Origin of the sequence: Archangium sp. (genome assembly GCF_036389735.1) — a bacterium.
Taxonomy (GTDB): Bacteria; Myxococcota; Myxococcia; order Myxococcales; family Myxococcaceae; genus Archangium.
The window spans coordinates 23045-36047 of sequence record NZ_DASVWK010000937.1; the positions used below are offsets into that span (position 1 = coordinate 23045).

A 13003-nucleotide genomic window follows, 5' to 3' on the forward strand; every position below is an offset into this window, starting at 1 on the left:
CCGCTTCACTGAGCCCGGGGCTCGGACGCCGCGAGCGTGAAGCGGAACGTGCTGCCCTGTCCCGGGGTGGACTCCACCCAGATGCGTCCTCCGTGGCGCTCGACGATCTTCTTGCAGATGGACAGGCCGATACCCGTGCCCGGGTACTCCTCCTTCCCGTGCAGCCGCTGGAAGATGGCGAAGATGCGCTCGTAGTACTGGGGCTCGATGCCAATGCCGTTGTCCTCCACCGAGACGGTGACGGTGTCCTCCTCGCGCGTGGTGGACACGCGGATGCGCGGGGGCTGCTCGCCTCGGAACTTCACCGCGTTGCCCACCAGGTTCTGGAGGAGCTGGACAAGCTGCGTCTCATCCCCCTTCACCCACGGCAGCGACTCCAGCTTCACCTCGGCACCGGACTCCTCCAGGGCGAGCCTCAGGTGGGACAGGGCGCGCTCCGCGCACTTCTCCAGGGACACCGGCACCAGCTCCTTGCCCCGAGTCCCCACTCGCGAGAAGGCCAGCAGGTCGTTGATGAGCGATTGCATGCGCGTGGCGCCGTCCACCGCGTAGCGGATGAACTCGTCGGCGTCCGCGTCCAACTTGCCCTTGTAACGCCGCGCCAGCAGCTGCACGTAGCTGGCCACCATGCGCAGCGGCTCCTGCAGGTCATGCGAGGCCACGTAGGCGAACTGCTCCAGGTCCGAGTTGGAGCGTGCCAGCTCCCGCGCGCGCTGGGCGAGCTCGGCCTGGGCCTTCTCCAGGCTCTCCAGGAGCTCGGCGGTGTGCTGGCGGGCGCGCTCGGCCTCGGCTCGTGCCGCCTGCTCACGCACCAGCCGCCGCGCGTCCTCCTCCAGGGCGAGCCGCTCGGTGATGTCGGTACACACGCCCGTCAGACGCGCGGGCCGGCCCTGCTCGTCCAACGTGAGCCGGCCGTGGGCCTCCAGCCAGCGCACCTCTCCGTCCGGGCGGATGATGCGGTACTGCACGTGGTGCTCCGGCTCGCGCTCGGCCACCACGCGCTGGATGCTGGAGAGCACCCGCTCCCGATCCTCCGGGTGCATGTCGCTCTGGTAGGCCTCGAAGGAGCCATCGAAGCTGCCCACGGGGATGCCGTGGATGCGCTCCAGCGTGGGCGCCCAGGACACGCGCCCGGCGGCGACGTTCCACTCCCAGGCCCCCATGCGCCCGGCCTCGAGTGCCACCTCCTGCCGGGCCTGGGCGCGCTTCGCCTCGGCGTAGAGCCGGGCGTTGTCCACCGCGAGCGCGGCGCGGCGGGCCAGCTCCTCCACCAACCGGAGATCCTCCTGGCCCAGCCTCCGCTCCGACTCCGCGCAGGCCACCGTGACGGTCCCCAACGTCCGCCCCCGGGCCGAGAGGGGCACCACCAGCATGGAGCGCAGGCCCAGCTCGCGCAGCAGGCTCAAGTGCTCCGCGTCCCGCGCCACCCCCGTCAGCATGGCCTCGGCGATGTCGGAGGTGAGCGCCGGTACGCCCGTGCGCAGCACGTGGGCGATGCCGCCGGGCGCCCGCGGATCCGGCGGGTAGCGCTCGCGCAGCCTCCGGGCCAGCTCCACCTTGGCCGGGTCCCTGTGGATGACGGCCACCTGTCGGGAGGGCGAGGCCTCTTCGGCCAGATCCACCGTGCACCAGTCCGCCACCCGGGGCACCAGCAGGCGCGCGGTGGCCGTCAGCGTGCTCTCCAGGTCGAGCGAGGCGGAGAGCAGCTCGCTGGCTTCGGCCAGCAGGGTGAGCTTCTCCTGGGTGCGCATCACCTCGGTGACGTCCTGGAAGACGTTGACGGCGTACATCACCGAGCCCTGGGCGTCGCGCACCGGGGCCGCGGACACCCGGCTCCACCACTCCTGGCCCGTCCGCTTGTCACGGAAGCGCAGGACGCGCTCGATGACGCTCTGGCCCGCGAGCACCTGCCGGCCGGGCAGCATGTCGAGGCCCATGGGCTGGCCCTGCTCGTCCAGCAACACGTAGCGCGAGAACACCGAGGCACCGCCCGCGCCCAGCAGCTCCTCCGGGGAACTGACGCCGAGCAGGCGGGCCGCGGCGGGGTTGGCGAAGCACAGGGAGAGGTCCCTGGCCTGGACGGTGACGCCATCGCTCACCTGCGCGAAGAGCGCGTCCACCAGCGGGCGGGCTCGCTCGAAGAGCTGGGCCAGCACCAGGGCCGCCAGCCCCTCGCCCATGGGGAGGCTCGGCAGGGAGTGGGTTGGGGGGTCGTCCACCATGCTCATTCGTGCACCCTTCCAACCGGAAGCTGCGGCCTCCAGGGCCCGTCTCCAGCAATGTTCACTGGTGGGTGCTGGGGGCGCACGACCAGGGGTTCAGGCGCGCTTCCATTTGGTGATGCACACGGTGGTGCCCTGGCCGGGCTTGGACTCCAGGTGGAAGACATCCACCAGACGCCGGGTGCCGCCGAGCCCCAGGCCGAGCGAGGACGCGGTGCTGTGCCCACTGGCCATGGCCCATTCGATGTCGGCGATGCCGGGCCCCTCGTCGCGGAACTCCACCCGGATGCCGTTTCGCTCCCCGTCCGTCACCTCCTCGACGAGGGCCATGCCCCGGCGGGCATGGACCCAGACATTGCGGCTGAGCTCGGTAACGGCGGTGGTGAGGGCCGCGACGGCGAACGAGTCGAAGCCTCGCGCCTCCGCCAGCGTGCGCACGGCGCGGCGCACGAGCACCACGTCGTCCTCGCTGTCGATCTTCAGCTCCTGACTGGCGAGCACGTGGATCGTCATGGCCGCCTCGCGGCACGGTCCCGGTCCCGTCTGGATATGGACTCCCGCGTGCCTGGCATACGCGGCCCCCCGCCTCGCGCAAGGTGGGGAGTCGGAGGACTCCAGGCAAGCACCCCGGACCTGGGTACAATGGGGGCCGATGCCCCGAGCCACCCTGCCCGAAGACTACCGGCGACACGTGACGGCGGCCCTGGCCGCGCTCAACGTGCGCAACCTGGTGCTGAGCATCCACGACCCGAGCTTCCCGAGCGCTCCGGACGAGGATCTCGGCCGAGGCTCGCCGTACTCGGAGGGAGGCATGCGCTTCCTGGCGTTCGCGCGGGAGCTGGGCTTCAACGGCATCCAACTGGGCCCGCAGGGGCAGACGTCGGAGGACAACGCCTCGCCGTATGACGGGACGCTCTTCTCGCGCAACATGCTGAACGTGGCGCTCGCGCCCCTGACGCACGAGGACTCCTGGGGAGGGCTGCTGCGGCCCGAGCGCGTGCAGGCCCTCGTCGCGGCCCGGCCCGGGGGAAGCGAGCCGCGGGCGAAGCACCGCTATGCCTTCCACGCCCAGGGCGAGGCGCTGGAGGAGGCGTGGACCACCTTCCAGCACAAGCGTGCCCAGGCCGCGCCGGGCAGCGCGGTGGCGTGGCTGGCCGAGCACTTCGACACCTTCCGGCGCGAGCACCACGAGTGGCTGGAGCGGGACGCGCTCTATGAAGCGCTCTGCCTGGAGCATGGGCGCCCCTATTGGAAGGAATGGTCGAGCGAGTGGGATCGACGGCTGTGGTGGCCGCGCGCGGGCGAGGAGGCGGCCTTCACCAAGCGCCGCCAGGTGCTGCTGGCGAAGTACGCGGGGCGGGTGGAGGCCCATGCCTTCCAGCAGTTCCTGGTGCACTCGCAGCACGCGGCGCTGCGGGAGCGGACGGTGGCCTGGGGCCTGAAGCTGTACGGCGACCTGCAGATTGGCTTCTCGCCGAAGGATGCGTGGGCGTACCAGGGGTTGTTCCTGGGCGCCTACCTGATGGGGGCGCCGCCCAGCCGCACCAACCCCGAGGGCCAGCCGTGGAACTACCCGGTGCTGGACCCGGCGCAGTACCACGCGCCGCCCGGAACCGAGGCGGGCCCCTACGCGCCGGCGCCGGTGCCGGGCCCGGTGCTGTGGTTCATGGGCCTGCGGATGAACAAGATGCTGTCCGAGTACGACGGGCTGCGCATCGATCATCCGCACGGGCTGGTGTGTCCGTGGGTGTACCGGGCTGGGGAGCTGGACGCCCTGCGCGCGGTGCAGCGGGGGGCGCGGCTCTTCTCCTCACCGGACCTGCCGGACCACGCGGAGCTGGCGCGCTGGGCCCTCGTCACGCCGGAGCAGCTCGACCGCTCGGTGCCGCGCCACGCGGATGGTTGGGTGCGCGAGCTGCGCCCGGAGCAGGTGCGTGGCTACAGCGCCCTCTTCAACGCCATCATCGCGGCGGCACAGGCCCATGGGCGCAAGGTGTCGGACCTGCTGTGCGAGGTGCTGAGCACCATGCCCTATCCGCTGAAGCGGGTGATGGAGCAGTACGGGCTGGGGCGCTTCCGGGTGACGCAGAAGGCGGACCTGACGAACCCCCAGGACGTGTACCGGAGCGAGAACGCCGTGCCCGCGGATTGGATCATGGTGGGCAACCACGACACGAAGCCCATCTGGGCCCTGGCGGACCAGTGGCGGCGGGCGGGCGGGGCACGGGCGCAGGCGGACTACCTGGCGTGGCGGCTGCACCCGGAGGAGGAGGGGCGCGAGGCCTTCGCGCGGCGGCTGCTGGAGGAGCCGGGGCTGCTGGTGCAGGCGAAGTTCGCGGACCTGTTCGTCAGCCGGGCGGAGAACGTGATGGTGTTCTTCGCGGACCTGCTGGGGATGAAGGAGACGTACAACGCGCCCGGCACGGTGAGCGAGGAGAACTGGAGCCTGCGCGTGCCCAATGACTACCGGCGCGACTACGCGGAGAAGCTCGGGAAGGACGCGGCGTTGAACCTGCCCAGGGTGCTGGCCCTGGCGCTGCGCGCGAGCGGTGGGGAAGCGCGCGCGCGGCACCGGGAGCTCCTCGCGGCGCTGGAGCGGCTGGCCGGGGAGCTGCAAGGGGGGTGAGGGACGTGCTCAGTGCTGCACGTCCACCACGAGCCGGGTGGGCTCCTTCAGCTCCAGGACGCGGTACTTGTTGGGGTTCTTCACGCCGAGCACCCAGGTGGCCTCGGCCTCGAAGTCGCACGTCATCTCCAGCTCCGCGAGGACGGGCAGCTTGGGCTTGTGCTCGCGCTGGGTGACGGTCGCCTTGCCGTCCGCGTGCGCCTGCGCGGGCTGGAGGCGCACCTGGAGCCAGCCCTGGCCGGCGATCTCCGTGGGGTCTCCGGAGCCGCACTTGATGATGGGCTTGTCGATGTACTCGAGGTGGTAGCCGGGCACCTGGTCGCCGTCGAACTGGAAGACGACACGGTCGAAGCCCTCGTTGCGGGCGGCACGCACCTCGCGCAGCGTCACCGGCTCGAGGGTGGCGCGCTGGATGTTCACGAGGCCGGCGGTCCACTCGCGGTTCTTCGGGTCCTCCGGCTGGAGCGCCTGCGAGCCCGGAGGGGTGGGCGCGGGCGGCGGAGTGGCCCCGGCATCGACCTCCGGAGTGGCTCCGGCGTCGACCGGCTGCTCCGCCCCGGCATCGACGACCTGCTCGGCGGGAGGGGTGGGCTCGGCGGGAGCGGCGGGCGGGGGCGTCGGCTCTTCCTTCTTGCAGCCAGCGGTCACGAGGCAGGCGGCGAGCCCCAGCGTCATCCAGCGTCCAGTCACCTTCATCGTCGTCCTCCTGGGCGGCCCGTGTGAGCCGGGCCGGAAACGGGGCCCCATGTGGCACGAGCGGCGCCCGAGTGCCAGAGGGATTCGGGGCAGCCAGCGGAGCCGGGACGACGTCGGCTCCGCCAGCGGAGGGCCTTAGTCCTGCACGAGGGGCACGAACTGGCCGCGAATCTCACCGCTCGGGTTGTTGGCGGTGTGGACGTTCACGTAATAGAGCCCGTTCTTGAAGTCCTCCTCCTCTTCGTTGCTGAGCGACTTGGTCCCGGTGAAGGTGCCGTTGCGCTTGTCGGTGCTGGTGACGGTGAGATTGAAGACGATGGGACCGGCGGTGCCCGAGGCGCCCCTGTGGACGTGGGCCGAGCTGCCAGCCGTCTCCATCAAGTCGCTCTGGAGTCCATTGAAGCCGCCGGTGACGGTGAGCTCGTTGCCGTCGAGCGTGGCGGTGGACGTCCCGGCGGCGCTGGTCGTCACCGGATTGGGAGCCTCGCTGGCGCCCGAGAGCTGACTGGTCGCCACGTACGTCTGCCCGCAGCCGACCAGCATCAGCAGGCCCGCTCCCACCAACGACCGCACCGCCGAGCGCTTCATGTCACGCATGTTCATCGGTTTCTCCTGTCGATCCGCCAGGGCCCGTGGTGCCCGAAGTAGGCCGGGGCCCTGGGTCGGGCTGCGTGTCTAGAGGACTTCCGCACCTCCATGGATGCGACGTGAGGGCAAGTGCCCGGTAGCGGGCATTCTCGGAGCCTCTTCCCGCCTGGGAGGGAAGGGGGCATGCGGGGTCGTGCACGCAAGGGGAGCGGAAAATCACACAGACCCCTTGGGAGGACCGGCGCCGCCGCATATATCGTTCGCCTGGACGCGTCCCCCGCCCCCTGGAGCAAAGCCCCATGTCCCTCGATCTCACATCCCTGCTTGGTCCCCGGCGGGACGACACCGCCAGCACGATGGTGCGCGGGCTCATCGGTAGCGAAATCCTCCGTATCTCGGGGGAAATCCGCGAGCTGGTGGCCCAGGGCAAACAGGTGTGCAACCTCACCGTGGGCGATTTCAGCCCCAAGGAGTTCCCCATCCCCCCGCTGCTGGGCGAGGGCATCGCCACGGCGCTGAAGGCAGGGGAGACGAACTACCCGCCCTCGGATGGTGTGCTGTCGCTCCGGCAGGCGGTGCTGCGCTTCTACGAGCGCGCGCTCGGCCTGAAGTATCCGCTGGAGAGCGTGCTCATCGCTGGCGGCGCGCGGCCGGTCATCTACGCCATCTTCCGCGCGGTGGTGGATCCGGGGGAGCTGGTCGTCTACCCGGTGCCCTCGTGGAACAACAACCACTACACGCACATGGTGGGGGCCAAGCACGTGCCGGTGATCACCGAGGCCGAGCATGGCTTCATGCCCACGGTGGAGCAGCTGGCGCCGCACCTGAAGGAGGCGCGCCTGCTGTGTCTGTGCAGCCCGCTCAACCCCACGGGGACGATGATCTCCCCCGAGGCCCTGCGGGACATCAGCCAGCGCGTGGTGGAGGAGAACCGTCAGCGCGAGGCACAGGGACGCAAGCCGCTCATCGTGATGTACGACCAGATTTATTGGACGCTCACGTTCGGGCAGACGAAGCACGTGACGCCGCTGGAGCTGGTGCCGGAGCTGGCGCCGTACACGGTGTTCGTGGATGGCATCTCGAAGGCGTTCGCGGCGACGGGCGTGCGGGTGGGGTGGGCGCTGGGGCCGCCGTCCATCATCTCGCGGATGAAGGACGTGCTGGGGCACGTGGGGGCGTGGGCACCGAAGGCCGAGCAGGTGGCGGTGGCGCGCTTCCTGGATGACGTGCCGGCCACGTCGGGCTTCCTGGAGGTGATGCGCAAGCGCGTGGACGAGCGGCTGGTGGCGCTGCACCAGGGCTTCTCGGCGATGCGGGAGGCGGGGCTGCCGGTGCGCTCCATCGCGCCGCAGGGGGCCATCTACCTGTCGGCGCAGGTCGACCTCGTCGGCAAGGCGGGGCTGAAGACGAACGACGACATCCGCAAGCTGCTGCTGGACAAGGCGGGCTTCGCGCTGGTGCCCTTCCAGGCCTTTGGCCTGAAGGAGGACACGGGCTGGTTCCGCCTGTCGGTGGGCGCGGTGTCGATGGAGGAGATCCGCGCGGCCCTGCCGAGGGTGGAGGCCGTGCTGCGCGAGGCGGCGGGCAGGTAGCGGGGCACCGGGAATAGGGGTGCCGTGTCGCGGTTGGTGGCGGCACGCTCCAGGGACGGCACCGGCACCCATGCTCAAGCGATTCGTGAACGTGAAGGACGAGGAGGTGGGCTCGGTCCTGCTGTCCTTCGCGTACTTCTTCACGCTGATGTGTGGCTACGCCATCCTCAAGCCGCTCCGGGATGCGATGGCCATCGAGGGCGGCGTGAAGAAGGTGCCGTGGCTCATCACCGCGGGCTTCGTGGTGATGCTGCTGGTGGTACCCCTCTTCTCAGCGCTGGTGTCGCGCTGGCCGAGGCGGCGCGTCATCCCGCTCGTCTACCGCTTCTTCCTGCTCAACCTCCTGGCCTTCTTCGCGCTGTTGACGTGGGGCGTGGAGCCCGAGTCGGTGGCGCGGGCCTTCTTCGTCTGGGTGGGCGTCTACAACCTCTTCGTCGTCTCCATCTTCTGGAGCTTCATGGCGGACCTGTTCGAGAGCGAGCAGGGCCGGCGTCTCTTCGGTTTCATCGCCGCGGGCGGGACGGCGGGCATGTTGGTGGGGCCCCTGCTGGCCACCACGCTGGTGGGCACGCTGGGGCCCATCAACCTGATGCTCCTGTCCATGGTGCTGCTGGAGACCAGTGCGCAGTGCGTGCGGCTGCTGTCTCGCCGGGCCGTGGGAGGGCCGCCCCGGGTGCTCGCCGCCGAGGCCCCGGTGGGAGGAGGCATCTTCGCCGGGCTGAAGCTGCTGGCCACCTCGCCCTTCCTGCTGGTGCTGGGGCTCCACACCGTCCTCTATACGCTCACCTCCACGTTCCTCTATTTCCAGCAACTGCGTCTGGTGGAGGCGACGGCCAACGGCACCGCCGAGCTCACCGCCATGTCCGCCCGCATCGAGCTGTGGGTGCAGATCTTCACGCTCGTGCTCCAGACGGTGGTGACGGGGCGGCTCATGCCGCGCCTGGGGCTGGCGGCGGCGCTGGCCATCGTGCCGGTGTTCACCGTGCTCGGCTTCCTGGGGCTGGCGGTGCTGCCCACGCTCGGGGTGCTCATCGGCTTCAAGGCGCTGCGCGGGGCCTCGCACTACGCCTTCGAGCGGCCCGGGCGCGAGGTCCTCTTCACCAGCGTGGACCGCGAGGCCAAGTACAAGTCCAAGAACTTCATCGACACGGTGGTGTACCGCGCCAGTGACACGTTGAGCGCCTGGCTGAACACGGGGCTCGCGGGCCTGGGCCTGGGTCTGGTGGGGCTCTCGCTGGCCGCCGTGCCCGTGGCCGGCTTGTGGCTCGGCGTGTCCCTGTGGCTCGCCCGGTACCAGCAGCGCGTTCCACTCAAAGAGGGGGTAGTCACATGAAGCTGTCTCGCAGAGGCTTGTTGCAGGGCGCCGCCGCGTTGGGCTCGCTGTGGACCGTGGGTTGCGCTTCCACGAAGGTGAAGGGGGGCGGCGAGGTGTCCCGTCCGGCCGCGCCGAGCGGAGGCAAGCGCATCCTCATCCTCGGGGGGACGGGGTTCCTCGGGCCCCAGCTCGTGGAGGTGGCGCGCTCGCGCGGCCACACCGTCACCCTCTTCAACCGCGGCAAGACGCGGCCCCAGCTCTTCCCGGACGTGGAGAAGCTCCACGGCGACCGGGACCCGAAGAATGGCGAGGGCCTCAAGGCACTCGAGGGCCGGAGCTGGGATGCCGTCATCGACACCTCCGGCTATGTGCCCCGCATCGTGAAGGCCTCGGCGGAGCTGCTGGCCCCCCACGTGGGCCACTACGTCTTCATCTCCACCATCTCCGTCTACAAGGAACTGCCCCGGCCGGGCATGGACGAGAGCGCGCCACTGGCCACCGTGGACGACCCCACCAACGAGAACGTCCGGGAGAACTACGGTGCGCTCAAGGCCCTCTGCGAGCAGGCCGCCGAGGCCGCCTTCCCCGGGCGCACCACCCACATCCGCCCCGGCCTCATCGTGGGCCCGGACGACCCCACCCAGCGCTTCTCCTACTGGCCCGTGCGCGTGGCCCGGGGCGGCGAGGTGCTCGCTCCCGGCGATGGCTCGGACACGGCGCAGTTCATCGACGTGCGGGACCTGGCGGCGTGGACGATCCTCACCCTCGAGAACAAGGACTTCGGCATCTTCAACGCCACCGGTCCGGCGAAGCCGCTCACCATGAAGGAGCTGTTGGAGGCCTGCCAGAAGGCCAGCGGCGGTAACGCCACCTTCACGTGGGCCGACGCCGCCTTCCTGGAGAAGCACAAGGTGAGGCCCTGGATGGATATGCCCGTGTGGGTGCCGGCCCAGGGCGAGATGGCGGGGATGAGCGGCGTCAGCAACGCCAGGGCCATGGCGCGCGGGCTGAAGTTCCGCCCGGTGGAGGACACGGCGCGCGACACGCTGACGTGGTTCAACGGGCTGCCCCCGGAGCGGCAGGCGGAGCTCGGGAAGCGGGCCGGCCTCCCCCCGGAGCGCGAGCGCGAGGTGCTCGCCGCCTGGCACCAGGAGCGGGGCGGGGCGGCCAAGGCGGGCTAGCGACGTCACGGGGCAAGCCCAACCCGCGCCTCATTAGGAGTGGGTCAGGCTCAGAGGAGGGGGGCCCTGCATGGAGGCGGCGGGAATCGAAGCCGCCGCCCTTCTTTCATTCAGGAGTGAGACGTGCCCCTACCCGTTTGGTACCTCGCCGCCTCCCCATCGTCTGCCACCCTTCCGGGCTAATGCCGCCCCAACTCCCTGTCCCAGTCCCATAACTGCCCGGACACCGCGTATTTGTAGGCGCTGGAGAAATCCTCGAACTTCTTCGGGGGGAGCGCGGAGAGGCGCTCACGCAGGAAGTTCGGGTCGCTGAGTACCTCGCGGTGTTTGAGATGGGGGTCCACCTCCACCAGGCCAGGAATTACCCGGAGCACGGCCTCCAGGCAATCCTCTCGGGTTGCGCGAGACATGCGCTCCACCGTCAGGGCCAGATGCTCGCGGACCGAGATAGGGCCTCGGGGGCACCAAGCATCCAGGGTCTTGCGGTAGATGTCATCCATGAGATCGTCCAGCGTGTACTTCTGATCGAACGACCAGAACGCGTAGCGAAGGCCCTGGAGCACATCCCAGAAGCGAAGCACCGATGCGAGCCGGTTCGCCATGCGCTCAGCGCTCCGCAGTGGGGGCGGAGACACGGCGTGGTAGAGAGCCCCCCAGGGAGTACTCAGGCAAAAGGACTCGAAGGCGTCCCTCATGCGCTGGCGCTCCTCCTTCTGGACGCCTTCATTCAAGCCAATGAAGACCTCGACGAACAGGTTCACCCGCCAACGCGGGCGGGCCGAGTCGAAATCAGCTCCTGAGTGCATCACCAGCACTTCGGCGGGCGGCACCTGACGCATCTGCCGGGGCTGGGGAAAAGTACCCGCCTCGAGGTACTCCCGGGCCCACCACTGGCCCTCGGCTCTCACCTTGCGGCGAATGTTGGGGATGGAGCCGTGGAGCATCGCTGGAAACTTGAGCGCCGGGGGCTGTTGCGTGATCATGACCTTTCGCCCTAACACTGCGGTCAGGTGCTCCTCAAGGACCAGGAATTTCACTCACCCCGAGGGCGGCGGGTGCCTCCCGCCCGGCTCAGCGGCAGTCCCCAGACAGATAGACCTGGCCCTGGAAGTCCTTGGGACGTTCGCCCCCCTCATAGGCAGCCCGGATCGACTGCTCGGCCAATTCGCCGCGCTGCTCCACCTCTTCCCTGGGCAACTCCTCTTCCTTCTGGGCTGCCCGCTCCTTCCATGAAGCACCGGGCTTTTTGCGTCGGTAACTCCAGCGGTACAGCGTCACTCCGGGCTCTGGCGTGCGCCAGGACAACTTCCAAAGCGCGCCCCCGTTCTCGAATTCGAGGAAGAGGGCCCCCTCGAAGCCAGTTCCTCCCACGAGTTTCCTGTCAGGCTCGACGGCCTTGTTCAGGGCCGCTAGATAGCGCCCCGCCTGTTCTCTCCCTTCGCCGCGCGACTCTTCATCGTCCGGTTTGATCTCGAAGAGCACGAGGGCGTCGGTATTGGTGATGTCCGGACGCAAGAGCCTCACGAGTGCTGAAAGACGCTCGGGATCCCCCAACTTCCCCTCTTCCACAATGGTGGAGAGGCTGGCATCGAGGAAGATGACGTTGGAGGGATGCTGCATGCGGTACTCCCTGCCAATGACGTCATGTGCGGCTCGGCCAAGAAAAGCGCCCCAGGGCTCCTTGGAGTCCGGCCTACGGCCAGAGAGTGTAGAAGACGGCGACCCTGCTTGGGCGCCGAAGGCCGCTATGAGCACCAGGAGAAAACCCTCCAGCCTCCAGGTGCGCCTCGCCCTGCTTCCACTGCTTTTCATGACCAACATGCTCCTCCCGGTGCTGTGTAAAGCCGGGGATGGGACCATGAGGCGCTGACATGCAGATGACGACCGAGTGCCTCGTCCCGCGGGGACTTCGGCCCGGGCACGTTTTCGGACCCTTGTTGCTCTGCATGGAGGCGGCCGGAGAAGGTGTCAAAGAATTCGAGTGACGCGACCCGGCACGACACGCGGCGGGAAGGAGAAGGGCGGAAAGGGGGCTGAAAAGTCCCCCACCTCCATCGAGCCGCCGCCTCTCGGCACAACGCGACGAAGCCCCGGTACTGCTCGCGCTACTCCTTCAGCGCCTGGTGCTCAGCGACAACTACACCTCCCCAGCCACTCCTTGAAGGCCTTGGGGTCCACCTTCTTGGGCTTCATGCCCTCCGTCGTCGGCACCCGCCCGCCTGCCGAGCGTGCCCCCGAGGCCGCCAACGCGGGCGCAACCCCCGTCCCTGGCACCACACCTGGAAGGACACCCGCAGAGCTGCCCGCGGGTGCGCCAACGGCCACGGGCTCGGGCAGCGGCAAGGAGGGCGAGGTGCTCGCCGCATGGCACCAGGAGCGGGGAGGGGCGGCCCAGGCGGGCTAGCGGCCCCAAAAAAATGGGGGATGCCTCGTTTGTGGCGAGACATCCCCCATCACTCCGACCTCGACCTCGCTGCCTTTTCTTCCGACGGGCAGGAATCGTTGGGTCGTCAGCCCTGGAGCCCGGCCCCCACCGGACTCCCGGGCTGGCCCCCCGGTGCACCAGGGGGGCGAAACCTCGAAAGAGCTACCAGCTGTAGATGCCGCCCTCGTCGACCTCCAGGCGCGTGTTGCCCCGTGCCACCGGACCCGGGCTGAAGCCCTGCGAAGAGGTCACCACCAGCCGCGGAGCCACGGGCCGCACGGAGGCGAGGCAGGTCACCCGCTGAACCGTCCGACCCAGGCTCGCCACGACCGCGGTGCTCCCCAGCACCGCCAGCTCC

Annotated in this window: 12 protein-coding genes; 5 read left to right on the forward strand and 7 right to left on the reverse strand. The window is 69.5% G+C overall.

The genetic code is table 11. The annotated features are described in order from the left end of the window. Window positions 1-5: 5 nt before the first annotated feature. Together VF794_RS33285 and VF794_RS33290 are read right to left on the reverse strand one after the other, a co-directional pair. On the reverse strand, window positions 6-2228 hold the full coding sequence (locus tag VF794_RS33285; RefSeq protein ID WP_331117147.1) for an ATP-binding protein: 2223 nt from the start codon (window positions 2226-2228) through the stop codon (window positions 6-8). Between the two features lie 90 nt (window positions 2229-2318). Then, window positions 2319-2735 (reverse strand): anti-sigma regulatory factor, encoded by a 417-nt coding sequence (locus VF794_RS33290; protein ID WP_331117148.1) that lies wholly within the window; start codon window positions 2733-2735, stop codon window positions 2319-2321. A 139-nt stretch (window positions 2736-2874) separates the two neighbouring features. On the opposite strand from VF794_RS33290, the gene VF794_RS33295 reads away from it, so the two are divergent. Next, a complete protein-coding gene (locus VF794_RS33295; RefSeq protein ID WP_331117149.1) occupies window positions 2875-4848 on the forward strand; it encodes a 4-alpha-glucanotransferase in 1974 nt (657 codons plus the stop codon). Between the two features lie 9 nt (window positions 4849-4857). Here VF794_RS33295 and VF794_RS33300 read toward each other — a convergent pair whose 3' ends face one another. Together VF794_RS33300 and VF794_RS33305 are read right to left on the reverse strand one after the other, a co-directional pair. After that, entirely contained in the window at window positions 4858-5544 is a 687-nt protein-coding gene (locus VF794_RS33300) for an AMIN-like domain-containing (lipo)protein (RefSeq protein WP_331117150.1), read from the reverse strand. 135 nt (window positions 5545-5679) lie between these two features. Continuing rightward, the gene (locus VF794_RS33305) at window positions 5680-6147 is read right to left on the reverse strand and encodes a CHRD domain-containing protein (protein ID WP_331117151.1); all 468 of its coding nucleotides are present in this window, start codon (window positions 6145-6147) and stop codon (window positions 5680-5682) included. A 284-nt stretch (window positions 6148-6431) separates the two neighbouring features. Between VF794_RS33305 and VF794_RS33310 the strand changes: the two genes are divergently transcribed. The 3 genes from VF794_RS33310 (at window position 6432) to VF794_RS33320 (ending at window position 10220) form a co-directional block, all read left to right on the forward strand. Next, entirely contained in the window at window positions 6432-7724 is a 1293-nt protein-coding gene (locus VF794_RS33310; protein WP_331117152.1) for a pyridoxal phosphate-dependent aminotransferase, read from the forward strand. A gap of 70 nt (window positions 7725-7794) precedes the next feature. Then, window positions 7795-9057 carry an MFS transporter gene (locus VF794_RS33315; RefSeq protein ID WP_331117153.1) on the forward strand — a complete coding sequence of 421 codons (1263 nt, stop codon included), beginning with the start codon at window positions 7795-7797 and terminating at the stop codon, window positions 9055-9057. Beyond that, complete coding sequence (locus VF794_RS33320) at window positions 9054-10220, forward strand: SDR family oxidoreductase (RefSeq protein WP_331117154.1); 1167 nt, start codon at window positions 9054-9056, stop codon at window positions 10218-10220. The genes VF794_RS33315 and VF794_RS33320 overlap by 4 nt, the downstream gene beginning before the upstream one ends. Before the next feature lie 179 nt (window positions 10221-10399). Here VF794_RS33320 and VF794_RS33325 read toward each other — a convergent pair whose 3' ends face one another. Then, window positions 10400-11203 carry a hypothetical protein gene (locus VF794_RS33325; protein ID WP_331117155.1) on the reverse strand — a complete coding sequence of 268 codons (804 nt, stop codon included), beginning with the start codon at window positions 11201-11203 and terminating at the stop codon, window positions 10400-10402. Between the two features lie 88 nt (window positions 11204-11291). After that, window positions 11292-11840: a hypothetical protein gene (locus tag VF794_RS33330; RefSeq protein WP_331117156.1), complete on the reverse strand. Its 549-nt coding sequence runs from the start codon at window positions 11838-11840 to the stop codon at window positions 11292-11294. Between the two features lie 547 nt (window positions 11841-12387). On the opposite strand from VF794_RS33330, the gene VF794_RS33335 reads away from it, so the two are divergent. Next, entirely contained in the window at window positions 12388-12624 is a 237-nt protein-coding gene (locus tag VF794_RS33335) for a hypothetical protein (RefSeq protein WP_331117157.1), read from the forward strand. A gap of 183 nt (window positions 12625-12807) precedes the next feature. On the opposite strand, the gene VF794_RS33340 is transcribed toward VF794_RS33335, so the two are convergent. Next, a partial coding sequence (locus VF794_RS33340) for a hypothetical protein (RefSeq protein WP_331117158.1) occupies window positions 12808-13003 on the reverse strand: 196 nt, incomplete at its 5' end.

Coding starts and splice junctions, on each gene's coding strand:
- VF794_RS33285 (WP_331117147.1), bottom strand. CDS start 2,228: ATGAGCATGGTGGACGACCCCCCAACCCACTCCCTGCCGAGCCTCCCC.
- VF794_RS33290 (WP_331117148.1), bottom strand. CDS start 2,735: ATGACGATCCACGTGCTCGCCAGTCAGGAGCTGAAGATCGACAGCGAG.
- VF794_RS33295 (WP_331117149.1), top strand. CDS start 2,875: ATGCCCCGAGCCACCCTGCCCGAAGACTACCGGCGACACGTGACGGCG.
- VF794_RS33300 (WP_331117150.1), bottom strand. CDS start 5,544: ATGAAGGTGACTGGACGCTGGATGACGCTGGGGCTCGCCGCCTGCCTC.
- VF794_RS33305 (WP_331117151.1), bottom strand. CDS start 6,147: ATGAACATGCGTGACATGAAGCGCTCGGCGGTGCGGTCGTTGGTGGGA.
- VF794_RS33310 (WP_331117152.1), top strand. CDS start 6,432: ATGTCCCTCGATCTCACATCCCTGCTTGGTCCCCGGCGGGACGACACC.
- VF794_RS33315 (WP_331117153.1), top strand. CDS start 7,795: ATGCTCAAGCGATTCGTGAACGTGAAGGACGAGGAGGTGGGCTCGGTC.
- VF794_RS33320 (WP_331117154.1), top strand. CDS start 9,054: ATGAAGCTGTCTCGCAGAGGCTTGTTGCAGGGCGCCGCCGCGTTGGGC.
- VF794_RS33325 (WP_331117155.1), bottom strand. CDS start 11,203: ATGATCACGCAACAGCCCCCGGCGCTCAAGTTTCCAGCGATGCTCCAC.
- VF794_RS33330 (WP_331117156.1), bottom strand. CDS start 11,840: ATGCAGCATCCCTCCAACGTCATCTTCCTCGATGCCAGCCTCTCCACC.